The 22,282-nt window shown below is 73.0% G+C and carries 23 protein-coding genes and 1 tRNA gene; 7 read left to right on the forward strand and 17 right to left on the reverse strand.

Features of this window, described 5'->3' with window-relative positions:
* Positions 1 to 9: 9 nt before the first annotated feature.
* The 3 genes from ABZY20_RS13175 (at position 10) to ABZY20_RS13185 (ending at position 2,219) form a co-directional block, all read left to right on the forward strand.
* Positions 10 to 471 carry a MarR family transcriptional regulator gene (locus ABZY20_RS13175; RefSeq protein ID WP_356440882.1) on the forward strand — a complete coding sequence of 154 codons (462 nt, stop codon included), beginning with the start codon at positions 10 to 12 and terminating at the stop codon, positions 469 to 471.
* A 103-nt stretch (positions 472 to 574) separates the two neighbouring features.
* The gene (locus tag ABZY20_RS13180; RefSeq protein ID WP_356440885.1) at positions 575 to 1,021 is read left to right on the forward strand and encodes an organic hydroperoxide resistance protein; all 447 of its coding nucleotides are present in this window, start codon (positions 575 to 577) and stop codon (positions 1,019 to 1,021) included.
* Between the two features lie 34 nt (positions 1,022 to 1,055).
* Positions 1,056 to 2,219 carry a serine hydrolase domain-containing protein gene (locus ABZY20_RS13185; protein WP_356440888.1) on the forward strand — a complete coding sequence of 388 codons (1,164 nt, stop codon included), beginning with the start codon at positions 1,056 to 1,058 and terminating at the stop codon, positions 2,217 to 2,219.
* Positions 2,220 to 2,229: 10 nt separating this feature from the next.
* Here ABZY20_RS13185 and ABZY20_RS13190 read toward each other — a convergent pair whose 3' ends face one another.
* The 4 genes from ABZY20_RS13190 to ABZY20_RS13205 all read right to left on the reverse strand — a co-directional run bounded on the left by ABZY20_RS13190 (position 2,230) and on the right by ABZY20_RS13205 (position 4,162).
* On the reverse strand, positions 2,230 to 2,505 hold the full coding sequence (locus ABZY20_RS13190; protein ID WP_356440890.1) for a DUF1876 domain-containing protein: 276 nt from the start codon (positions 2,503 to 2,505) through the stop codon (positions 2,230 to 2,232).
* A gap of 70 nt (positions 2,506 to 2,575) precedes the next feature.
* On the reverse strand, positions 2,576 to 3,421 hold the full coding sequence (locus ABZY20_RS13195) for a DMT family transporter (protein ID WP_356440893.1): 846 nt from the start codon (positions 3,419 to 3,421) through the stop codon (positions 2,576 to 2,578).
* On the reverse strand, positions 3,418 to 3,933 hold the full coding sequence (locus ABZY20_RS13200) for a YbaK/EbsC family protein (protein ID WP_356440896.1): 516 nt from the start codon (positions 3,931 to 3,933) through the stop codon (positions 3,418 to 3,420). Before ABZY20_RS13200 ends, ABZY20_RS13195 begins: the two co-directional genes overlap by 4 nt.
* Before the next feature lie 43 nt (positions 3,934 to 3,976).
* Positions 3,977 to 4,162: a hypothetical protein gene (locus tag ABZY20_RS13205; protein ID WP_356440899.1), complete on the reverse strand. Its 186-nt coding sequence runs from the start codon at positions 4,160 to 4,162 to the stop codon at positions 3,977 to 3,979.
* Positions 4,163 to 4,252: 90 nt separating this feature from the next.
* On the opposite strand from ABZY20_RS13205, the gene ABZY20_RS13210 reads away from it, so the two are divergent.
* Positions 4,253 to 5,392, forward strand: coding sequence for a glutathione-independent formaldehyde dehydrogenase (locus tag ABZY20_RS13210; protein ID WP_356440902.1), 1,140 nt, complete (start codon positions 4,253 to 4,255; stop codon positions 5,390 to 5,392).
* Positions 5,393 to 5,486: 94 nt separating this feature from the next.
* On the opposite strand, the gene ABZY20_RS13215 is transcribed toward ABZY20_RS13210, so the two are convergent.
* Both ABZY20_RS13215 and ABZY20_RS13220 read right to left on the reverse strand, forming a co-directional pair.
* Positions 5,487 to 7,697, reverse strand: coding sequence for an MMPL family transporter (locus tag ABZY20_RS13215; protein WP_356440904.1), 2,211 nt, complete (start codon positions 7,695 to 7,697; stop codon positions 5,487 to 5,489).
* A gap of 97 nt (positions 7,698 to 7,794) precedes the next feature.
* Positions 7,795 to 8,400 (reverse strand): TetR/AcrR family transcriptional regulator, encoded by a 606-nt coding sequence (locus ABZY20_RS13220; RefSeq protein ID WP_356440907.1) that lies wholly within the window; start codon positions 8,398 to 8,400, stop codon positions 7,795 to 7,797.
* A gap of 154 nt (positions 8,401 to 8,554) precedes the next feature.
* Between ABZY20_RS13220 and ABZY20_RS13225 the strand changes: the two genes are divergently transcribed.
* Positions 8,555 to 11,797 (forward strand): S41 family peptidase, encoded by a 3,243-nt coding sequence (locus tag ABZY20_RS13225; RefSeq protein WP_356440910.1) that lies wholly within the window; start codon positions 8,555 to 8,557, stop codon positions 11,795 to 11,797.
* Between the two features lie 82 nt (positions 11,798 to 11,879).
* On the opposite strand, the gene ABZY20_RS13230 is transcribed toward ABZY20_RS13225, so the two are convergent.
* The 4 genes from ABZY20_RS13230 to ABZY20_RS13245 form a co-directional block, all read right to left on the reverse strand.
* A complete protein-coding gene (locus ABZY20_RS13230) occupies positions 11,880 to 12,089 on the reverse strand; it encodes a hypothetical protein (protein WP_356440913.1) in 210 nt (69 codons plus the stop codon).
* A 76-nt stretch (positions 12,090 to 12,165) separates the two neighbouring features.
* Positions 12,166 to 13,050, reverse strand: coding sequence for an SDR family oxidoreductase (locus ABZY20_RS13235; protein ID WP_356440916.1), 885 nt, complete (start codon positions 13,048 to 13,050; stop codon positions 12,166 to 12,168).
* Positions 13,047 to 13,970 (reverse strand): alpha/beta hydrolase, encoded by a 924-nt coding sequence (locus tag ABZY20_RS13240; RefSeq protein ID WP_356440919.1) that lies wholly within the window; start codon positions 13,968 to 13,970, stop codon positions 13,047 to 13,049. Before ABZY20_RS13240 ends, ABZY20_RS13235 begins: the two co-directional genes overlap by 4 nt.
* Complete coding sequence (locus tag ABZY20_RS13245; protein WP_356440923.1) at positions 13,967 to 15,496, reverse strand: NAD(P)/FAD-dependent oxidoreductase; 1,530 nt, start codon at positions 15,494 to 15,496, stop codon at positions 13,967 to 13,969. The genes ABZY20_RS13240 and ABZY20_RS13245 overlap by 4 nt, the downstream gene beginning before the upstream one ends.
* Before the next feature lie 131 nt (positions 15,497 to 15,627).
* Here ABZY20_RS13245 and ABZY20_RS13250 point away from each other — a divergent pair, with 131 nt between their 5' ends.
* Complete coding sequence (locus tag ABZY20_RS13250; protein ID WP_356440926.1) at positions 15,628 to 16,269, forward strand: MerR family transcriptional regulator; 642 nt, start codon at positions 15,628 to 15,630, stop codon at positions 16,267 to 16,269.
* Between the two features lie 11 nt (positions 16,270 to 16,280).
* Here the strand turns inward: ABZY20_RS13250 and xth are convergent, their stop codons facing one another.
* A complete protein-coding gene (gene xth, locus ABZY20_RS13255; RefSeq protein ID WP_356440928.1) occupies positions 16,281 to 17,084 on the reverse strand; it encodes an exodeoxyribonuclease III in 804 nt (267 codons plus the stop codon).
* A 67-nt stretch (positions 17,085 to 17,151) separates the two neighbouring features.
* Here xth and ABZY20_RS13260 point away from each other — a divergent pair, with 67 nt between their 5' ends.
* Complete coding sequence (locus ABZY20_RS13260; RefSeq protein ID WP_356440931.1) at positions 17,152 to 17,628, forward strand: GNAT family N-acetyltransferase; 477 nt, start codon at positions 17,152 to 17,154, stop codon at positions 17,626 to 17,628.
* A gap of 80 nt (positions 17,629 to 17,708) precedes the next feature.
* On the opposite strand, the gene ABZY20_RS13265 is transcribed toward ABZY20_RS13260, so the two are convergent.
* The 6 genes from ABZY20_RS13265 to glp form a co-directional block, all read right to left on the reverse strand.
* Positions 17,709 to 17,782: transfer RNA gene (locus tag ABZY20_RS13265), tRNA-Ala, on the reverse strand.
* An 83-nt stretch (positions 17,783 to 17,865) separates the two neighbouring features.
* On the reverse strand, positions 17,866 to 19,050 hold the full coding sequence (gene glpR / locus ABZY20_RS13270; protein WP_356440934.1) for a gephyrin-like molybdotransferase receptor GlpR: 1,185 nt from the start codon (positions 19,048 to 19,050) through the stop codon (positions 17,866 to 17,868).
* A 172-nt stretch (positions 19,051 to 19,222) separates the two neighbouring features.
* On the reverse strand, positions 19,223 to 19,840 hold the full coding sequence (locus ABZY20_RS13275) for a GNAT family protein (protein ID WP_356440937.1): 618 nt from the start codon (positions 19,838 to 19,840) through the stop codon (positions 19,223 to 19,225).
* Between the two features lie 26 nt (positions 19,841 to 19,866).
* Positions 19,867 to 20,367 (reverse strand): MogA/MoaB family molybdenum cofactor biosynthesis protein, encoded by a 501-nt coding sequence (locus tag ABZY20_RS13280; RefSeq protein ID WP_356440940.1) that lies wholly within the window; start codon positions 20,365 to 20,367, stop codon positions 19,867 to 19,869.
* Entirely contained in the window at positions 20,364 to 20,858 is a 495-nt protein-coding gene (gene moaC, locus ABZY20_RS13285; protein WP_356440942.1) for a cyclic pyranopterin monophosphate synthase MoaC, read from the reverse strand. The genes ABZY20_RS13280 and moaC overlap by 4 nt, the downstream gene beginning before the upstream one ends.
* Before the next feature lie 82 nt (positions 20,859 to 20,940).
* A complete protein-coding gene (glp, locus tag ABZY20_RS13290; RefSeq protein ID WP_356440945.1) occupies positions 20,941 to 22,281 on the reverse strand; it encodes a gephyrin-like molybdotransferase Glp in 1,341 nt (446 codons plus the stop codon).
* Position 22,282 lies beyond the last annotated feature (1 nt).

Raw genomic sequence — 22,282 nt, forward strand, 5'->3', positions numbered from 1 at the left:
AATGGGCGGGTGACGAACGAGGAGAACGGCGGTACGCCGCTGCTGGACGAGCAGCTGTGCTTCGCGCTGTACGCCGCACAGCGCGCGGTCACGGCCGCGTACCGTCCGCTCCTCGACGAACTCGGCCTCACCTATCCCCAGTACCTGGTGCTGCTGGTCCTGTGGGAGCGCGGCGAGACCCCGGTCAAGGACCTGGCCGCCGCCCTGCGCCTCGACTACGGCACGGTCTCGCCACTGCTGAAGCGGCTGGAGTCGGCGGGGCTGGTACGGCGTGAGCGGTCGGCGCGGGACGAGCGGTCGGTGCTCGTGGCGGTGACGGGGCGCGGCGAGGAGCTGCGGGAGCGCGCGGCGCGTGTGCCGGGCGCGCTGCTCGCGGCGACCCGGCTCGGCGAGGCGGAGGTCACGCGGCTGCGCGAGGAGCTGTGGCACCTGGCCGAACGGGCGGAGTCGGCGGCGGACCGCCCCCGCTGATCTTGTTACCCCCGGTTGCACCCCCTGGCGGGGACCGGTCGATTACCGGCCAGTACCTTGTGCGCGATGTGTTTGTGCGCACTTGTTTTTGGGGGAGGACAGCATGACTGACGGCCCGGCCGTCGACACCCGCCCGACGAAGATCATGTACGTCGCCGAGGCCACCGCCCACGGCGGCCGCGAAGGCTATGTGACCAGCCAGGACGGGCACCTCGACCTCAAGGTCGCGATGCCCCCGCAGCTCGGCGGCGACGGCAACGGCACCAACCCCGAGCAGCTCTTCGCCGCCGGCTACAGCTCCTGCTTCCACAACGCCCTGATCCTGGTCGGCAACCGCGAGGGCTACGACCTGACCGGCTCCGCGGTCTCCGCGAAGGTCGGCATCGGCCCCAACCGGCAGCACGGCTACGGTCTCGCGGTCGCCCTCAGCGTCTCCCTCCCGGTCGTCGACCCCGACCTCGCGACCCGGCTGGTGGACGCGGCGCACGAGGTCTGCCCGTACTCGAACGCGACCCGCGGGAACATCGACGTGACCATCCTGCTTGGCTAGAGGGGACCAGCGCGGCGAGACGAGGAGTACGGGCGTGGACGTGCACGGCACAGTGGCCGAGGGCTTCGAGCCGGTGAGGGAAGCGTTCGTACGCAACTTCGAGTCGCTCGGGGAGCGGGGCGCCGCGGTCTGTGTCCACCGGCACGGGCGGCGGGTCGTCGACCTGTGGGCCGGTACGAAGGACGTCGACGGCACCGCCCCCTGGGAGCGCGGCACCGCCCAGGTCGTGCGCTCGGCGACGAAGGGCGTGGCCGCCGCCGTGCTCCTGCTGCTGCACCAGCGCGGGCAGCTGGACCTGGACGCGCCGGTGGGGCACTACTGGCCCGAGTTCAAGGCGCACGGCAAGGAGCGGGTGCTGGTCCGGCACGTGCTGAACCACCGGGCCGGACTGCCGGTCCTGGACCGGCCCCTCACCCCGCGGGAGGCCCTCGACCCGCGGCGGGGCCCGGAGGCGCTCGCCGCGCAGGCCCCCGTCTGGGAGCCGGGCACCGACCACGGCTACCACGCGCTGACCTACGGCTGGCTGGTGGACGAACTGGTGCGGCGCGTGACCGGGCAGGGCACGGGCGCATGGCTCGCCGGCCACATATCCGGCCCGCTGGGCCTGGACCTCTGGCTCGGCCTGCCCGAGTCGGAGGCCGGACGGGTCGGGCGCGTCGGCCGCGTCGAGGGCCCGGAACCGGCCGGAGCGCTGCGTGCCCGCCCCAAGCGCTCGGTCACCGAGGCCTACCGCGACCCCGACTCCCTCACCCGCCGCGCCTTCGCCGCGATCACCCCGTTCCCCGAGCAGAACGACCCCGCCTACCGCGCGGCGGCCCTCCCCGCGACCAACGCCGTCGCGACGGCGGACGGGCTGGCCGGCTTCTACGCGGCGCTGATCGGCGACACCGCCGGGACCGCGCGCCTGTTCACGCCGGAGACGGTGGAGCGGGCCCGGGCCGAGGAGTCGGCGGGCCCCGACCGGGTCCTGATGGTCGGCACCCGCTTCGGCCTCGGCTACATGCTGCACGGCACCGCCTCCCCGCTGCTCGCCCCGGGCTCCTTCGGCCACCCGGGCCGCGGCGGCGCCCTCGGCTTCGCCGACCCGGAGAGCGGCATCGCCTTCGGCTACGTCACCAACGGCTTCCGCAAGACGGTGACGGCGGACCCGCGGGCGCAGGGGCTGGTACGCGCGGTACGTGGAGTACTCGGCCTGTAGACGCCGGACGCTAGACGTGGATCGGGTGGGAGGTCCGCCCGGACGCCTGGTCGATCTCCTCGTGCGCCTTGGTGAGCAGCTGCATGGCGAGTTCGTTGAGCGCCCGGGCGCCGGCGATCTCCTCGCCGACCCGCGGCTGGTTCGCGTCGGACCGGTGCCGGCTCGCGTGCCCGTGCGCCCGTACCTCGCTGCCGTCGGGCAGGCGGACCAGCGCGGCCGCCCGCGTGTGCTGGTCGTCCTCCATGAACTCCAGCTCGACGTGCCAACCCGTTGTGGTGTGCATCATGGATCACCTCCGGAAGACCTAGTTCCAGGGTGCTCCTCGCACGGGCCGGGCGCACCCGCCTCGCACCGGCCTATCCGGCGTGCAGCATCAGCCCGATGCCGACGACGAGCAGCCCGGCCGCCGCGAGACGGGGCGCCCCGAACCGCTCCTTGAAGAACACGGCGCCGATCGCCGCGCCCACCAGGATCGACGACTCGCGCAGGGCGGCGATGGGCGCGAGTTCGGCCCTGGTCTGGGCCCACAGGACGAGGGCGTAGGCGGCGACGGACAGCGCGGCGCCGAGCAGGCCGAGGGCCGCGAAGGGCCGCAGCGTCGCCGCGGTCCGGCCGCGCCGGCGCCACAGCACGTACGCCGGGATGACCGCTCCCTGCACCGCCATCAGCCAGGCGATGTACCCGAGGGAGGAGCCGGAGGCGCGCACGCCGAGGCCGTCGACGACGGTGTACGCGGCGATCGTCAGCCCGGTCGCGAGGGCGGCCGAGACGGCGGCCCACTGCGGCCGGTGCCCCCGCAGGCCCCACAGCGCGACGCCGGTCAGCCCGGCGCAGGACAGGGCGATGCCGGCGGCGGCCGGTCCGTCGGGCACCTCGTGCGCGAAGAGGGCGGCGAACGCGGTCACGACCAGCGGCGCGGTGCCGCGGGCGATCGGGTAGGCCTGCCCGAAGTCGCCCAGCCGGAAGGACCTCATCAGCAGGGCGTAGTAGGCGATGTGGACGGCGGCGGAGCCCAGCAGGTACGGCCAGGCGCCGGCCGCGGGGAAGGGCACGAACGGGGCCATGGCGAGCCCGATGACGAGTCCACCGCCCGAGATCAGCGCGAAGCCCGCGAGCTTGTCGGTGATCCGGTGGGCGATGGCGTTCCAGCTGGCGTGGGTGACGGCGGCGAGCAGGACGGCGGAGGTGACCAGGGGGGTCACGAGGTGTGCTCGCGCACGTCCACGAGCGTGCCGCCGGCGTGGACGACGAGGGCGGCGGGCGCCATCGGGAACACGGTGTACGGCGTCCCGGCGGCGGCCCAGACGACGTCGTGCTCCAGCAGGGACCGGTCGGCGAGGACGCGGGTCCTCGTCCGGTGCCCGAAGGGGGGCACGCCGCCGATGGCGTACCCGGTGGTCTCCCGCACGACGTCCGCCCCGGCCCGGGTGACCTTCCGCGCGCCGAGTTCCTCGCGCACGAGCTCGACGTCGACCCGCGAGGCGCCGTCCATGAGCACCAGCACGGGCACCTGGTCGGCCGCGAAGATCAGCGACTTGCAGATCTGGCTCAGCTCGCAGCCGAGGGCGGCGGCGGCCTCGGCCGCGGTGCGGGTGGCCTCCGGGAACCGGCGGACCCGGCTCACGAGCTCGTCGAGCCCGGCCTCGCGCAGCGCCCGGACGAATCGGGGGTGCGCTCCGGAGTTCTCGGCGTCAGGGCCGGCTGTGGTCGTCATGCGGGCACGCTAGCGGTGCGTGTAGAGCACACGCGAGCCGGTTTCAGAGGGCGCCGTCCTCCACCGGGACGTCCGCGAACTCCCACCACGCCAGGGGCAGCCAGTCACCGTCGACGAAGCCGTCGACGGACCCTCCGGTGCCGCGGATGGCCACGCGGGTCCCCACGGGATAGGTCTGGCCGGACAGGCCGGAGACCGATACGAGCAGTGTGCCGATACGTCGTGACAAGGTCCTAGATCCTTTCTCTTCTGAGTGCAAATCGTCTCATCATGCACCAGCCTGGTATATGAGCTACGGCACAAATGGAGGTGCGTGACGATGAGGGCTGTCGTATACAAGGGCCCCTTCGAGGTAGCGATCGAGCAAGTGGAGGATCCTCGAATCCAGCATCCGAACGATGTGATCGTCCGGGTCACGTCGACCGCCATCTGCGGCTCGGACCTGCACATGTACGAGGGCCGTACCGCCGCGGAGCCGGGGATCGTGTTCGGCCACGAGAACCTCGGTGTCATCGAGGAGACGGGAGAGGGAGTCACCTCGCTCAGCCGCGGCGACCGGGTGGTCATGCCGTTCAACGTGGCCTGCGGCTTCTGCAAGAACTGTACGGCGGGGTTCACGGGCTTCTGCCTGACGGTGAACCCGGGATTCGCCGGCGGCGCCTACGGCTACGTCGCGATGGGGCCCTACACGGGAGGGCAGGCGGAGTACGTACGCGTTCCGTACGCCGACTTCAACTGCCTGAAGCTCCCGGAGGGCACCGAGAAGGAGACCGACTTCGTCCTGCTCGCCGACATCTTCCCCACCGGCTACCACGGCAACGAACTGGCCGATGTGCGCCCGGGCGAGAGCGTCGCGGTGTACGGCGGCGGTCCGGTCGGGCTGATGGCGGCCTACTCCGCGATGCTGCGCGGCGCGAGCAAGGTGTTCGTGGTCGACCGCGTGGCGGAGCGCCTGCAGAAGGCGCAGGAGATCGGCGCCGTGCCGATCGACTTCACCCAGGGCAATCCGGCGGAGCAGATCAAGGAGCACACCGACGGCCAGGGCACCGACAAGGGCGTCGACGCCGTCGGCTACCAGGCCCAGGCGCAGGGCGAGGACCGCGAGGAACCGGCGATCGTGCTGAACTCGCTGGTCGACACGGTCCGGCCGACCGGTGCTCTCGGGGTGCCCGGCCTGTACGTCCCGCGCGATCCGGGCGGGCCGGACGACCAGGCCAAGCAGGGCATGCTGATGGTCTCCATCGGGCGCCTCTTCGAGAAGGGGCTGCGCATGGGCACCGGCCAGTGCAACGTCAAGCGGTACAACCGCCAGCTGCGGGACATGATCATCGAGGACCGCGCGAAGCCGAGCTTCGTCGTCTCGCACGAGCTGCCTCTCGACCAGGCCCCGTCGGCGTACGAGAAGTTCGACAAGCGGGTCGAGGGCTACACCAAGGTCGTTCTCCATCCGCACGGCTGAGGAGGGCAGCCGGAGGAAGGCAGGAGGAGGCCGGTGAGGGCGCCGCGTCGCCGCGGAGCCCTCACCGGCCGGTTCCTCCCCCGGGCGCGGCGCGTCAGGCGCGCACCGGCTCCCGGTCGGTGTCGTCGTCGCCGCTCGCCGCGCGCAGTCCCTCGCCCTCGACGTCGACGTCGGGCAGGGCCCGGTCCAGCCACCCGGGCAGCCACCAGGCCTTGCGGCCGAGGAGCGCCAGGACCGCCGGGACGACGGCCATGCGGACGACGAACGCGTCGAAGAGGACGGCGATCGCCAGGCCGAAGCCGATCATCTTGACCATCGACTCGGAGGAGCCGATGAAGCCGGCGAAGACGGCCATCATGATGACCGCCGCGGCCGTCACCACCCTCGCCCCGTGCCGGAAGCCCGTGACGACCGCCTGGGCGGGCTTCTCGCCGTGGACGTAGGCCTCCCGCATCCGGGTCACGAGGAACACCTCGTAGTCCATGGCCAGGCCGAAGACCACGCCGACCATGAAGATCGGCATCATCGACATGACGGGGCCCGTCTGCTCCACGCCCATGAGGTCCGACAGCCAGCCCCACTGGAAGACCGCGACGACCGCGCCGAGGGCCGCCGTCACCGACAGCAGGAAGCCGAGGGCCGCCTTCAGCGGGACCAGGATCGAGCGGAAGACCACGATCAGCAGCAGGAAGGCCAGGCCGACCACCAGCACCAGGTACGGGACGAGCGCGTCGTTGAGCTTCTCGCTGACGTCGATGTTCATGGCCGTGCTGCCGGTGACCAGGACGCTCGCGCCGGTGTCGGCCTCGATGCCGGTGCCCGCGTCGCGGATGCCGTGCACCAGGTCCTCCGTCGTCACGGAGGACGGCTTGGAGCCGGGGATCACGGTGACGGTGGCGGTGTCACCGGCCTTGTTGGGCTGGGCCGGGGTGACCGTGACGACGTCCGGCAGGCCCTTGATCTCGTCGCCGACCCGGGCGAAGGCCGCCTTCGGGTCGGTGCTGTCCTGCGCGTCGACCACGACCATCAGCGGGCCGTTGAAGCCCGGCCCGAAGCCCTCGGAGAGCAGGTCGTAGGCGCGGCGCTGGGTGGTGGAGGTGGGCTGGGAGCCGTCGTCGGGCAGGCCCAGCTCCAGGCTCGCCGCCGGGACGGCTGCCGCGCCGAGGCCGAGGACGCCGAGCAGCAGGACCGCGACCGGGCGGCGCACGACGAAGCTCGCCCAGCGGGTGCCGAGGTTGGGCTTGGCCGGGGCGTCCTGCCGTGTGCCGGCGCGGCCGGGCCGCTCGCCCTTCTCACCCGCGGGCCTGACGCGGCGTCCGGCGTAGCCGAGCAGCGCGGGGATCATGGTGAGGGCGATCAGCACGGCGACGGCCACCGTGCCGGCCGCCGCGATGCCCATCTTGGTCAGCATCGGGATGTTCACGACGGACAGTCCGACCAGGGCGATCACGACCGTCAGGCCCGCGAAGACCACCGCCGAGCCCGCCGTGCCGGCGGCGCGGCCCGCCGCCTCCTCGCGCTCGCGGCCCTCGGCCAGTTCGGCGCGGTAGCGGGAGACGATGAACAGCGCGTAGTCGATGCCGACCGCGAGGCCGATCATCATCGCCAGGGTGGAGGTGGTCGTGCCGAGGTCGAGGGTGCTCGCCAGGGCAGCGATCGCGGACACGCCGATGCCCACGCCGACGAGCGCGGTCAGCAGCGGCAGCCCCGCCGCGACCAGGGAGCCGAAGGTGATGACGAGGACGACCGCGGCGACCGCGATGCCGATGATCTCGCTGGAGCCGGTGTGCGGCACCGCCTGGAGCGCGTCACCGCCGATCTCCACGGTCAGCCCGGCTTCCCGGGCGTCCTGCGCGGAGTCCTCCAGGGCGTCCTTGGAGGCGTCGTCGAGCTCCATGCCGGAGACCTTGTACGACACCTGCGCGTAGGCGATCGTGCCGTCCCGGCTGACGGCCTTCGCCTGGTACGGGTCGGTGACGCGGACGACCTCGGAGCCGTCGGCCAGTTCCTTGACGGTCTCCTTCACCGTCGCCTTGTTGCCCGGGTCGGTCATCTTCCCGCCGTCCGGCGCCTTGAAGACCACGCGTGCGGTGGCCCCGTCGGCGCTGGTGCCGGGGAAGCGCTCCTCCAGCAGGTCGAAGGCCTTCTGGGCTTCCGTGCCGGGGATCGAGAACGAGCTGTTGCCGGCGGCGGGGGCAGTGGCCGCGCCGACCCCGGCGAGGGTCAGCAGGGCCACCCAGATCAGGGCGACGAGGTGCCGCCGCCGGAATGAGAGCCGGCCGAGTTTGTAGAGGAATGTGGCCACGAGGGCGTACTCCCGGTCAGGTCGTGGGTCTTCGGGGCAGGGGTGATCAGCCCGACGACGTGAGCGGAGACGTCAGGTAGGGGCTAGCCGAGGGGGACTACTCGGTGGTGGGGACGCCGAGGGCGGGGAGGACCACGGCGTCGATGTACGAGGTGAGGAAGGCCGCCGTCGGGGGCTTGTCCTCCAGGACCGCGCAGGTGACGAAGGCGCCGAGCAGCATGTGCACCACGAACTCCAGCGCGGGGCAGTCCGCCGCGATCTCGCCGCGGTCGACGGCGCGCTGCAGGAGGCGGCGCGAGTCCGCGATCTCCGGCTCGATGATCTGGCTCTTGAACTCGCTGTGCAGGTCCGGGTTGGCGTGCATCGCCACGGCCAGGCCGCGCATCAGCGCGCCGTTCTGCTCCATCTGGGCGTCGTCCGCGCGCCCCAGGAGGGCGTGGAAGTCGCCGCGCAGGGTGCCGGTGTCGATCTCGTCGAAGTTCTGCACCGGCTTGTTGTGGCGGAGCGCCTTCACGACCAGCTGGGCCTTGCCGCCCCACTGGCGGTAGAGCGTGGCCTTGCTGGACCGGGTGCGGGCGGCCACGGCGTCCATGGTGAGGGCGTCGTAGCCGACCTCGCGGAGCAGGTCGAGGACGGCGTCGTACAGCTCGGCCTCGCGCTCGGGGGTGATCCGACTGCGACGCGCCGCGGCGACCTCGGCCATCCCTCTCACCTTCCTGCTCCGAACGACACGGTTTCGTACGTCACGAAGGTAGCGCAGGTCTCATAGAAACGAAACGGTTTCGTACGTGTGCTGGGTCACGTTCGCCGGTTTGTCCTGACTTGCTGCGCCCCGTCCCCCGGCAAAGCATGAGGACGTGACCTATCTGCGTCTGCCGCACCTCCATGACGACCTGCTCTGCTTCGTGGCCGAGGACGACCTCTGGCTGGCCCCGCTCGACGGCCCCGGACGCGCCTGGCGGCTCACCGCCGACCGCACCAAGGTGGGTCACCCGCGTTTCTCGCCCGACGGCCGCCACCTCGCCTTCACCAGCTGGCGCAGCCTGGCGCCCGAGGTCCATCTCGCCCCCGTGGACGGCGGCCCGGCCCGGCAGGTGAGCCACTGGGGCAGCGCCGACACCCGGGTCTGCGGCTGGACCCCGGACGGCGAGATCCTGGCCGTGGCCTCGCACGGCGAGCCCTTCTCGTACTTCACCTGGGCCTACAAGGTCTCCCCCGACGGCGACCCGGGCCGCAAACTGCCCTGGGGCCCGGTCTCCGACATCCAGGTCGCCGACCTGGCGGGGGAGCGCAGGTCCCTGCTGCTCACCGGCACCCCGCCGCACGAACCGGCCGCCTGGAAGCGCTACCGGGGCGGCGCCACGGGCCGCCTCTGGCTGCACGGCGAACGGCTCCTCGAGGGCCTCGGCGGCCATCTGCACTCCCCCATGTTCGTGGGCGGCCGGATCGCGTTCCTCTCCGACCACGAGGGCGTCGGCAACCTCTACTCCTGCGCCCACGACGGCTCCGGCCTGCGCCGCCACACCGACCACGACGCCTTCTACGCCCGGCACGCCGCCAGCGACGGCACCCGGGTGGTGTACCAGTGCGCGGGCGACCTGTGGCTGGTGGACGACCTGTCCCCGGACTCCGTGCCGCGCCGGCTGGACGTCCGGCTGAACGGCCCGCGCGCCGGGCGCCGCCCCTACCAGGTGGCGGCCACACAGCACCTCGACGGCGTCTCGGTCGACGAGACCGGCCGGGCCGGAGCGGTCGTCGTGCGCGGCAGCCTGTACTGGCTCACCCACCGGGACGGCCCGGCCCGCGCCCTCGCCGACACCCCGGGCGTCCGGGTGCGGCTGCCGGAGATGCTCGGCGCGAGCGGGCGGGTGGCGTACGTGACGGACGCGGAGGGCGAGGACGCGATCGAGATCGCCTTCCTGCCCCGGGCGAGCGGCGCCCGCGCGCCCCGCCGGCTGGCCGCGGGGGCGCTGGGCCGGGTGCGCGAGCTGGTGTCGGACCCCGAGGGCGAACGCCTGGCGGTCGCCGCGCACGACGGGCGGCTGCTGCTGGTCGACGTGGGCGAGGAGGCCTCAGGGGAGGTCACCGAGCTGATCAGGTCGGCCAACGGCCCGGTCCGGGACCTCGCGTTCTCCCCGGACGGGGCGTGGCTGACCTGGTCGCACCCGGGCATCGGGCGCACGCTGCGGCAGATCAAGATGGCCCGGCTCGCGGCGGCGGACGGCGACCGGCTGGTCGTCGACGTCACCGACGGCCGCTTCGAGGACGAGAACCCCGTCTTCACCCGCGACGGCCGCTACCTCGCCTTCCTGTCCTGGCGCGGCTTCGACCCCGTCTACGACGTGCACACCGGCGACCTGTCCTTCCCGCTGGGCTGCCGCCCGTACCTCGTGCCGCTGTCCTCCGCGACCCCCTCCCCGTTCGCGGTGAACCCCGAGGGCCGTCCGGCCGCCGGGGGCCTGGATCCGGTGGAGGACGAGGAGAACGGGGAGAACGGCGCCGTCACCGTCGAGGTCGAGGGCCTGGGGAGCCGGGTCACGCCCTTCCCGGTGGCCGCCTCCAAGTACTCGGCGCTGCACCCGGTGGCGGGCGGCGGACTGGTATGGCTGCGCTGGCCGATCTCGGGCGCGCTGGGCGAGACGTTCGCCAGCCCGGACGACACCAGCGGCCGCCCGACCCTGGAGCACTTCGCCGTCACCAAGGCGAGGAGGACCGAACTCGCCCAGCACATCGACTGGTTCGCGGTCAGCGGCGACGGCAGCCGCCTGGTGCTCGTCGACGAGGGCGAACTGCGCGCGGTGCCGGCGACCGAGCCGGGCGACGCCGACTCGACGGTGTGGATCGACGCCCGCCGCATCCTGCACACGGTCGACCCGGCGGCCCAGTGGCGGCAGGCCTACGACGAGGCCGGGCGGCTGATCCGGGCCTACTTCTGGGACCCGGGCATGTGCGGCATCGACTGGGACGCGGTGCTGGACCAGTACCGTCCGCTCGTCGAACGGGTGGCGTCCCCGGACGAGTTCGCGGACCTGCTGCGCGAGGTGCTGGGCGAGCTGGGCACGTCCCACGCCTACGTCACCGCCGCCCGGCGCAACGAGGGCCCGCCGCACTACCAGCGCCGGCAGGGGCTGTTGGGCGCCAACTTCACGCGCCGGGACGGCGGCTGGACGGTCCGGCGGATCCTGCCCGGCGACTCCTCCGACTCCAAGGCCCGCTCCCCGCTGGCCGGTACGGGCATCCGGGAGGGCGCGGTCCTCACCCACGTCGACGGCCGCCCGGTCGATCCGGACGCGGGCCCGTACCCGCTGCTGGCCGGTGCGGGCGGGACGACGGTGGAGCTGACCTTCTCCCCCGCCGGCGGTGAGGGGCCGCCCCGGCGGGTCGCGGTCGTCCCGCTGGTCGACGAACGGCCGCTGCGCTACCAGGACTGGGTGGCCAAACGCCGTGCGGTGGTGCGGGAGCTGAGCGGCGGACGCTGCGGCTATCTGCACATCCCGGACATGGGCGGCTCCGGCTGGGCGCAGTTCAACCGCGACCTGCGCATGGAGGTGTCCCGCCCGGCGCTGATCGTGGACGTGCGCGGCAACGCCGGCGGCCACATCAGCGAGCTGGTCATCGAGACACTGAGCCGCACCGTACTGGGCTGGGACCTGACCCGCGACGCCCAGCCGGTGTCGTACACCTCGAACGCGCCGCGGGGCCCGGTGGTGGCCCTGGCCGACGAGGCGACCTCCTCCGACGGCGACATGATCACCGCCGCGTTCAAGCTGCTGAAGCTGGGACCGGTGGTCGGGCAGCGCACCTGGGGCGGGGTGGTCGGCATGACGGGCCGTCACGAACTGGGCGACGGCACGGTGATCACGGTGCCGATGAACGCCGCCTGGTTCGACGCCTACGGCTGGTCCGTGGAGAACCACGGCGTCGCCCCGGACATCGACGTGCTGCGCACCCCGCTGGACTGGGCGGAGGGGCGGCACGCCCAGCTGGCCGACGCGGTGGAACTGGCCCTCGGGCTGCTGGAGACCGACCCGCCGGCGACGCCCCCGGCCCGCGGCGACGTGCCCGACCGCTCCCGCCCGAAGCTCCCGCCGCGGCCCTGACCGGGCGCGGGAGCTCAGGGCGGGAGAACGCGGGGGAAGGGGTGTCCCCGCGCGGGACACCCCTTCCCTTCAGCACGCAACGTCAGGCGTCGAAGTCCTGGTCGAAGCGGTCCTCCTGCTCGCGCTCACGCTCACGCTCGCGCTCGCGGTCCCGCTGCGGCTGCGAGGGGTCCATGTCCTCGTCACGCCGGCGGCTGCGGCCCGGCATCTGGTCGCGAGCCTGGTCCGCCTTCTGACGGGCCTGGTTCTGCCACTGCTCGGACTTCTCCTGGAACTGGTCCTTCATACCCATGTGGGTTCACTCCCGTTGGGGGTGAGGGGATCTGGCTCGTTCAGATTCACACGGGCCGTGACGCTGCGCATGTCGATCACTCACGGAGCGTAGTGCGCTGCTGCTCGTCGGCCGCTCCCCCGGCCCCGACCAGGCCCGTGCGGACGCCCGTCAGCCGGTCCGCGAACCGCCGCATCTCGCGCTGCCCGACCGTCCCGATGACCGCGGGCAGGTAACCCCGCACGCCCTGCATGCCGCGCAGCCACCACTGCCCGTACACATGGCTCGACCGCCGCTCGATCCCGGCCACGAGCCGGTCCACGGCCGGTCCCAGCGGATAGGTCTTGTTGGACGGCCAGGGCAGCCGCTGCCGCAACTCCCGCATGACGTCGTCCTGGTCGGCCCCGCGCACCATGTCGGTGTCGGTCCACGACAGATAGCCGACGCCGACCTTCACGCCCCGGTACCCGACCTCGGCGCGCAGGCTGTGCGCGTACGCCTCCACGCCCGACTTGGACGCGCAGTACGCGGACATCATGGGCGCCGGGGTGATCGCCGCGAGGGAAGCGATCTGCAGCAGGTATCCGCGGCTGTCCAGCAGCATGGGCAGGAAGGCGCGGGCGGTCACCGCCGAGCCGACCAGGTTGACCTCGATCACCCGCCGCCAGGACTCCGGGTCGGACTCGGTGAACGGACCGCCGGTCGCCACACCGGCGTTGGCGACGACGATGTCGACCCGGCCGAAGCGCTCCTTGACCTCCTCGGCGACCCGGGCCATCGCCACGTGGTCGGTGACGTCGGCGTGCCAGTGGTCGCTGTCGCTGTGCAGCCGCGCCGACACCTCCTTGAGGGCGTCCGGCTCCAGCCCGACCAGCGCGACCCTCACGCCGCGTGCGGAGAGCTTGCGGGCGAGCAACTCCCCGACGCCGCGCGCCGCCCCGGTCACCACGGCGACCCTGCCTTCGAGGCTGACCCTGCTCATGCGCTCTCCTCGGTGACGACCCGGATGTGTGCGTGGACGAGTTCCCGTATCTTCCCGGTGACCAGCTCGGGCGCCTCCACCGGTGTCATGTGGCCGATGCCGGGCAGCTCGACGAGCCCGGCGCACTGCGGCAGCGCCGCGGCCAGGGCCCGGGCGTGCACCGGCGGCGTCAGCCGGTCCGCCGTACCGGCGATCACGACCGTGGGCACCCGCAACTCCCGTACGGCGTGGTCGAGATCGAGCAGGTCCAGCACGTTCGACCAGGTGTGGCGGACCGCGCGCGGGCAGGCGTGCACGATGCGGGCGCAGGCCTCGACCATGTGCGGGGCGGAACCGGGGCCCATGGTGGCGTACTTGAGGATCCGGCGGGCCAGCGGCGTCACCGGTCCGAGGGGGGCGCGCGAGCCGAGGACCCGCCGGGTCAGCCAGGTGCGCAGCCGCCCGGGCCGCATCGGCAGGACGGTGGAGGCCGCGACGAGCTGCGAACTGCCCGTGCTGCACAGCAGGACGGCGGCGGCGTGCGCCCGGAAACCGGCCCGGGCGGAGGCCGCCATGACGGTCATGCCGCCCATGGAGTGCCCGGCGATCACGGCCTGTTCGCCGGGGGCGAGGGCGGCGCCGAGGACGGCTTCCAGGTCGTCGGCGAGGGCGTCGGTGCTGCACGCCGGGTGCGCGGGACTGCGCCCGTGGCCGCGCTGGTCGTAGGCGATGACGCGGTGGTCGGTGGCCAGTGCGCGGATCTGGGCCGCCCAGAAGGCCGTGGAGCAGGTCCAGCCGTGGGCGAGCACCACGGCGGGGGCGCCCTCGGGGCCGTGGATCTCGACGTGCAGCCGGGCGCCGTCGGCGGAGACGGCGGTCAGTTCCCGGGCCGGGGCGGGCGGGGCGTAGGGGCCGGAGCCGACGTGCAGGAGGCGGCTCACGCGTCCACCTCCGCCTTCGTCGCGCTCCTTTTCCCGGACGACGGCGCGGCGGGGGGCCGCAGCACGTCGTACTCCGCGAGGTCGACCCGCCGCGTGGCCCGCCGGAACTCGGCCGTCGTGCCGGGCCAGATGGTGGTGTTGCGGCCGCTGGCGTCGAGGTACCAGCTCGTGCAGCCGCCGGTGTTCCACACCGTGCGCTTCATGCGCTCCTGCACCCGGTGGTTCCAGGCCCGCACCGCGCTCGGCAGGGCGTCGAGGGCGACGCGGCCGCCGAGGACGTCGAGCTGGCGGACGTAGTCGGCGAGGTAGTTCAGCTGGGACTCGATCATGAGGATCATCGAGGAGTTCCCGAGGCCGGTGTTCGGCCCGATGATCGTCATCCAGTTGGGGAAGCCGGCCGCGGAGGCGCCGCGCAGGGCCTCCATGCCGCCCTTCCAGGTCTCCGCGAGGGTCCGTCCGTCGGCGCCCACGACCCGGTCGGCGATGGGCATGTCGGTGACGTGGAAGCCGGTGCCGAAGACGATCGCGTCCACCTCGGCCTCGCTGCCGTCGGCGGCGACGAGGGTCGAGCCGCGCACCTCGGCCAGGCCGCTGGCGACGACGTCCACATTGGGCTGCGCGAGCGCCGGGTAGTAGGTGCTGGACAGCAGGATCCGCTTGCAGCCGATGCGGTAGTCCGGGGTGAGCCTGGCCCGCAGCGCCGGGTCCTTGATGGCGCGGGCCATGTTGCGCTTGGCCAGCTGCTCGACGAAGCCGAGCTCGTTCGGCCGCTTGGTGAACGCCTGGACCTGCAACTCCCTGATGCCCCACAGCAGTCCGCGCCGCATCTGCGAGGTGACCGGCAGCTGCCGGTGCAGCCACCGCTCGGCGCCGCTGATGGCCCGGTCGACACGGGGCATGACCCACGGCGGGGTGCGCTGGAAGAGGGTGAGCCGGGAGACGTCCGGCTGGATCGACGGCACGATCTGGATGGCCGAGGCGCCGGTGCCCACCATGGCGACGCGCTTGCCGCGCAGGTCGTAGTCGTGGTCCCAGCGGGCCGAGTGGAAGACCTTCCCGGGGAAGGTGTCCAGGCCGGGGATGTCCGGCACCTTGGGATCGGACAGCGGCCCGGTGGCCGACACGACGAGGTCGGCGGAGAGGTCCCCGCTGCTGGTCTCGATGTCCCAGCACAGCCGCTCGGCGTTCCAGCTCATCCGCTTCACCTCCGAGTCGAAGCGGATGTGCGGGCGCAGCCGGAACGTGTCCGTCACGTGCTCCAGGTAGGCGCGGATGTGCTCCTGCCCGGAGAAGGTGCGCGGCCAGTCGGGGTTGGGCGCGAAGGAGAACGAGTACAGATGCGACGGCACGTCACACGCGCAGCCCGGGTAGCTGTTGTCCCGCCAGGTACCGCCGACGCTGCTCGCCCGCTCCAGGACGACGAAGTCGGTGACCCCCTCCCGGCGGAGCCGCACGGCGGCCCCCAGCCCGCCGAACCCGGACCCGACCACCGCGACCCGTACGTGCTCGCGTTCGCGCTCGCCCATGCCGACACCTCCACACACCACGAGAACCGCGCCAGTGAACACTGGCGCAATGGGAGAGTAGGGCAGAGCCCATACCGATGGGTAGGGGGCGGGACGAGGAAGTTACCCGCGGTACGCCTTAAGGTGCCCAAGTGGCCGAGAAGCGTGAATACCGCATGGAAGAGCTGGCCCGCCTCGCCGGGATCACAGTGCGCACCCTGCGTTTCTACCGGGAGCGCAAACTGATCCCGCCACCCCGCCGCGAGGGCCGCATCGCCTGGTACGACGACGACCACCTGGCCCGGCTGCGCACCATCACGGCCCTGCTGGAGCGCGGCCACACCCTCAGCGGCATCGCGGAACTGGCGGAGGCCTTCGACCACGGCCGCGACGTCGGCGACCTCCTCGGCGTCGGCGCCCCCACCGAGGAGGAGCCGGTCCACCTCACCCCCGAGGAACTCGCCGACCACTTCGCCGGCGAGGCCACCCCCGAGAACCTCGCCGCGGCCATGGACCTCGGCTACCTCGGCACCGACGGCGGCGAGATCGTCCACATCAGCCGCCGCCTCCTGGACGTCTCCTCGGCCCTGGTCCGCGAGGGCATCCCGCTCGCCGAGGTCCTCGGCGCGGCCAAACAGGTCCGCTCCCACGCGGACGCCCTCGCCGACCTCTTCACCGACCTGGTCCTCCGCCACGCCTCCGCCACCGACCTGCCCCGCCTGCGCCCCCTGGCCCGCAGCGTGGTGGAGGCGGAGCTGTCGCTGGCGCTGGACCGCAGGATGCGCAGGCCCTGACGGCCGGCGCCCTAGCGCTCGTAGACGACGGTCACCGGCGCGTGGTCCGACCAGCGCTCGGCATGCGTGGCGGCCCGCTCCACGAACCCCTTCACCGCCCGCCCGGCCAGTCCGGGAGTGGCCATGTGGTAGTCGATGCGCCAGCCTGTGTCGTTGTCGAACGCCCGCCCCCGGTACGACCACCACGAGTACGGTCCCTCGACGTCCGGGTGCAGCGCCCGCATGACGTCGACGTAGCCGCCGTCGGCCGGGGCGAGTACGCGGGTCAGCCACTCCCGCTCCTCGGGCAGGAAGCCGGAGCTCTTGGCGTTGCCGCGCCAGTTCTTCAGGTCCGCCTGCCGGTGGGCGATGTTCCAGTCGCCGCAGACGAGCACCTCGCGCCCCTCGGCGGCGGACCGTTCGCGCAGCTCCTTCAGGTAGGCGAGGAACTCGCCCATGAAGCGCTCCTTCTCGTCCTGCCGCTCGGTGCCGACCTCGCCGGAGGGCAGGTAGAGGGAGGCGACGGTGACGCCCGGGAGGTCCGCCTCCACGTACCGTCCGGCGGTGTCGAACTCGGCGGAGCCGAATCCGATCCGCACCCGCTCGGGCTCACGCCGGCTGTACAGCGAGACCCCGGCCCGCCCCTTGGCGGCGGCGGGGGCGTGCACCACATGCCACCCCTCGGGCGCGCGGACGTGCTCGGGCAGCTGCTCCGGCTCGGCGCGCACCTCCTGCAGGCACAGCACGTCGGCGTCGGTCCCGGCCAGCCACTCCACGAAGCCCTTCTTCGCGGCGGCCCGCAGCCCGTTCACATTCACAGAGGTCACAGTGAGCACCCCGGCACGATACCGGCACACTGGACAAGGTCCCGCTCCCTCACTGAATCGATATACGGTAGCCAGCATGTACATACGCCGGGTCCCCTTCGACCACCCCGACGCCGTGAAGCTCAACGACCAGGTCCAGGCCGAGTACGCCGTCCGCTACGGCGACGACGGCGACGCCACGCCCATGGCCGCCTCGGACTTCCGGCCGCCGAACGGCACCTACCTGATCGCGTACGACGAGCACGGCTCCCCGGTCGCCTCGGGCGGCTGGCGCGCGCAGGACGCCAACGAGGAGGGGAACCTGGACGGCGACGCCGAGGTGAAGCGCATGTACGTGGTGGACCAGATGCGCGGCCGGGGCCTGGCCCGCCGCATCCTGGCCGCCCTGGAGGAGGACGCCCGGCAGGCGGGCCGCGCCCGGATGGTCCTGGAGACCGGCACCAAGCAGCCGGAGGCCATCGCCCTGTACACGTCCAGCGGCTACGAGCCGTGCGCCAAGTTCGGGTACTACCGCTTCTACGAGACCAGCCGCTGCTACGCCAAGCGCCTCTGACGGGCCGAAGGGCCGGGCGGGGGCCCTGCGAACAGAGCAGAGCCCCTGTCGGCTTTCGCCGACAGGGGCTCGAAGCTGCGTGGACCTGAGGGGATTTGAACCCCTGGCCCCCTCGATGCGAACGAGGTGCGCTACCGGACTGCGCCACAGGCCCTTGCAACGAGTGAAACTCTAGCACCCCGATCGGCCTGCTTGGAAATCCGTTCCCGAGGGGCGGTCACCTGCGGCTTCGTGGCTCTACTCGTTCGCGGCCCGGGGCCGGTCCCCGTCCTCGTACTGGTCGAACAGCGGCGTGCGGCCGCGCTCGCGGGCCCGCCGCGCGGAGGCCGCGCGGCGGGCGTCACAGCGCCCGTCGTCGTCGGCCCTCTCCTGCCCGTCGGACCCCGGCTCGGCCGGGTCCGCCGGGCCGGGTTCGGCGTCGGCGTCGGCGTCGGCGTCCGGGGTGACGGTGCTCGACCGGGCCGAGCTCCAGGTGTCGGGGGCGCCGAGGTCGATGTCGCCGGCGGCCCGCGGAGCGACCGGGGCGGTCACGTACGTCGGCAGGGGCACCGGCACCGGGTCCCAGCTGTCGCCCTGGCCGGGCCGGCGCTGCCGCTCGCGCTGCTGGTCGACCCACTCGGCGTGGTCGGTCTGCTCGACGAGCGCGCGCCGGTCCGCCGCGAGGGCCGACAGGCCGGGGTCGGTCACCGGCTCGGTCCCCTCCTCCACCTCGTCGGCCTCCTCCTCGGCCTGCGGACGCCGACGGGGCTGGCGCTGCCGCTCCCGCAGCCGCTGGGCGGCGACCTCGGCCCGGCGGCGGTCCATCTGGTAGGCGAAGCGGCGGCGCTCCTGCGCGCGCAGGTACCCGATGTACACGCTGAGCATCACGGCGGGCACGCCGGGCGCCCACAGGAACGTCAGACCGCCGACCGCGGCGACGATCGCGCCGAGGGTGAAGGCGAGGAAGAGCATGGTGGTGGTGCGCCGGCGGCGCGCGAGCACCTTCGAGCGCCGGGCCCGCGCTGCGGCCGCCTGGGCTTGCGGCGACGTGCGCCGGGCCGCGGGCACACGGCCCGGGCCCTGTTCGGCACGCGCCGGGTCCGGGGCGGGTGCCGGACGGGCCGGCTGCTCGGGCCCGGGCGACGGGACGGGCACCTGGGTCTGCGGACGGGTCTTGGACACGGCGAAGGCCCGGACGTCCACCGATTCGGTGGCGTCCGGGTCGTCGGCGTCCCGCTCCCCCTCTTCGGCGGAGCGCGCCTGCAGGTCCTTGGCGTACCGGCGCTCCATGCCCGCCCTTCCGGACAGCAGCCGGATGGCGGTGCTGAAGCGTTCCGTCGGACGGGCCTCGTTCAGCTCGTCCTGCCTACGGAGCCACATCGGCACCAAGTAGGCGGCCCAGGCCCCGACGATGACTGCGTAGATGAGGCCGCTGCTGCTCACGTCTCACACCGTAGAGGGGTTTGCCGGAGGCCATCCGCCAATTGAGCCGGTGTGTCGCACGATCTGGCTGATATTTCGAACTTTTTTTGTGATGGATGCGATCAGCACACCGTCGAGGCCGGGAATTCATCGCCTCAAGACGGTCACCCGCCGATCAATTTCGAACATATATTCAATTTCCGGGGCGGTTCCGCATTCCCGGATTACTCTGCGACCGCGACCGGTGCCAGCGCCGGAGCAAGCCGTCCGGCACCTCCTCCGCCGTGAGCGCGAACACGAGATGGTCCCGCCAGGCCCCGTCGATGTGGAGATAACGCGGCCGCAGTCCCTCCTCGCGGAATCCGAGTTTCTCCACGACCCGCCGGCTCGGCGCGTTCTCGGGGCGAATGCAGACCTCGACGCGGTGCAGCCCGACCGTGCGGAAACAGTGGTCCACGACCAGCGCCACCGCCGTGGGCATCACCCCCCGCCCGGCCACCTCCTCGTCCACCCAGTAACCGACGTGCCCCGAGCACATCGAGCCCCAGGTGATCCCGGCGACCGTCAACTGGCCGACCAGCCGCCCCTGGTACTCGATGACGAAGGGCAGCATCCGGCCGGCGTTCGCCTCCGACCTCAGATGGCGCACCATCTGGCGGAAGGTCGGGCGGTGGGCGATCGGCCCGCCGGGCGTGGGCGGCGGGATGGTCGCCTCCCAGGGGCGCAGCCAGTCGCGGTTGCGCCGGTTGACCTCGCGCCACGCCCGCTGGTCGCGCAGCTTTATCGGCCTCAGGACGACGTCGCCGTCCACGAGCTCGACGGGCCACGATGGGCTGTTCAGCTCGCACCCCCACTGCCGGGCCGGGGGTGGTCGCCGCCGCGCAGCTGCTCGACGGCGTGCACGAGCAGCGGCTCCAGGACGGCCAGGCCGTCCTTCACGCCCCCGGTGGAGCCGGGCAGGTTGACGATCAGTGTCCGGCCCGCGACGCCGGCCAGGCCCCGGGAGAGCGCCGCCGTCGGCACCTTCTCCCGGCCGAACGCCCGGATGGCCTCGGCGATGCCCGGCACCTCGTGGTCGATCACCCGGCGGGTCGCCTCGGGGGTGCGGTCGGTGGGCGAGATGCCCGTGCCGCCCGTGGTGACGATGACGTCGTAGCCGGCCTCGGCACCGGCGCGCAGGGCAGCCTCCACGGGGTCGCCGTCGGGCACGACCTGCGGGCCGTCGACCTCGAAGCCGAGGCTTGTCAGGCCGTGGGCGATCAGCGGGCCGCCCTTGTCCTCGTAGATCCCGGCGGCGGCCCGGTTGGAGGCGGTGACGACGAGAGCGCGATGGGTCATGCCCGGCTCCAGTCGCCCGACTTGCCGCCCGTCTTCTCCTCGACCCGCACGTCCGTGATGACCGCTCCCTTGTCGACCGCCTTGACCATGTCGATCACGGTGAGCGCGGCGACGGAGACCGCGGTGAGCGCCTCCATCTCGACACCCGTGCGGTCCGTCGTCTTCACGGTGGCCCGGATCTCCACGGCGTCGTCCGCGACCGACAGGTCCAGTTTCACACCGGAGACCGCCAGGGGGTGACAGAGCGGGATCAGGTCGGGAGTGCGTTTGGCGCCCATGATCCCGGCGATGCGCGCGGTCGCGAGGGCGTCGCCCTTGGGGACGCCCTCGCCGCGCAGCAGCTCGATCACGCGGGGTGAGACGAGGACGCGGCCGCTGGCGCGGGCGGTGCGCGCGGTCACGTCCTTGTCCGACACGTCGACCATGCGGGCGGCGCCCGCCTCGTCGAGGTGCGTCAGCCGGTCCTGCGGGGGTGGGTGCTGCGTGCTCATGCTGTGTGGCGCTCCCGGTCCGGGCCCGTCGCGGTGCGGCGCACGGGCCTGCTGTGCGCGACACGGTACCCGCAACCAGCGGCTATCGGCCGAGCAGGACCACCTCTACCTCGGTGCCCGGCGCGACGGACTCGGTGTCCTCGGGGACGACGATCAGCGCGTCGGCGTGGGCGAGGGCCGCGACCAGGTGGGAGCCGGCGCCGCCGACCGGTGTGACCCTGCCGCCGGCGTATCTGCCGCGCAGGAACTGGCGGCGGCCCTTCGGGGAGGTCAGCGCCCGCTCCGCGGCCAGGGTCGCCCGGGTCGTCGGGCGGTGCACGTCCTCCAGGCCCATGAGCCTGCGGATCGCCGGGCGGGCGAACAGCTCGAAGGAGACGTACGACGACACCGGGTTGCCGGGCAGGGCCAGCAGCGGGGTGTGGTCGGGGCCGATGGAGCCGAAGCCCTGGGGCTTGCCGGGCTGCATGGCCAGCTTGCGGAACTCCACGCCGCTGCCGGGCTCGTCCTCGTCGCCGACGTGGGACAGCGCCTCCTTGACCACGTCGTAGGCGCCGACGCTCACGCCGCCGGTGGTGACCATCAGGTCGGCGCGGACCAGCTGGTCCTCGATGGTGGAGCGCAGGGTGTCGGCGTCGTCGGCGACGGCGCCCACGCGGTAGGCGAGGGCGCCGGCGTCGCGGGCGGCGGCGGTCAGGGCGAAGCTGTTGGAGTCGTAGATCTGACCCGTGCCCAGTTCCGTGTCGGGCTGGACGAGTTCGCTGCCGGTGGAGAGCACCACCACGCGCGGGCGCGGGCGCACGCGTACGGTGCCGCGGCCGATCGCGGCGAGCAGGGCGATCTGCGGCGGGCCGAGGACCGTGCCCGCCTCCAGGGCGCGGTCGCCGGCCTTCACGTCGCTGCCCTTGGCGCGGACGTGCGCCCGGGCCTCGGCCGGGCGGTACACGTGCACATGGCCGGTGGCGCCCTCGGGGGCGAGGCTGCGGGCGCGCATGCCGCGCACCGGGCCCTCGCCGAGTCCGCCGTCGGTCCACTCGACGGGCACGACCGTCTCGGCGCCGGGCGGCAGCGGGGCGCCGGTCATGATGCGGGCGGCCTGGCCGGGCCCGACGTGGAGCGGCTCGGCCTGGCCCGCGGCGACGTCCCCGACGACCTCCAGGGCCGCCGGGTACTGCTCGCTCGCGCCCGCCACGTCCGCGACCCGTACCGCGTAGCCGTCCATGGAGCTGTTGTCGAACGGCGGCAGGGACACCGGCACGGTGACGTCGTCGACCAGGACGCAGCCCTGGGCGTCGAGGAGGTGCAGTTCGATCGGTTCCAGGGGGCGGACGGTGGCGAGGATGTCCTCCAGGTGCTCGTCCACCGACCACAGGTGGTCGGGGCCGGAGTGGTCCTGGCCGGTGACGCGGGTCGCGGCGCTGCTCAAC

Source organism: Streptomyces sp. NPDC006624 (assembly GCF_040611555.1).
Classification (GTDB): domain Bacteria; phylum Actinomycetota; class Actinomycetes; order Streptomycetales; family Streptomycetaceae; genus Streptomyces.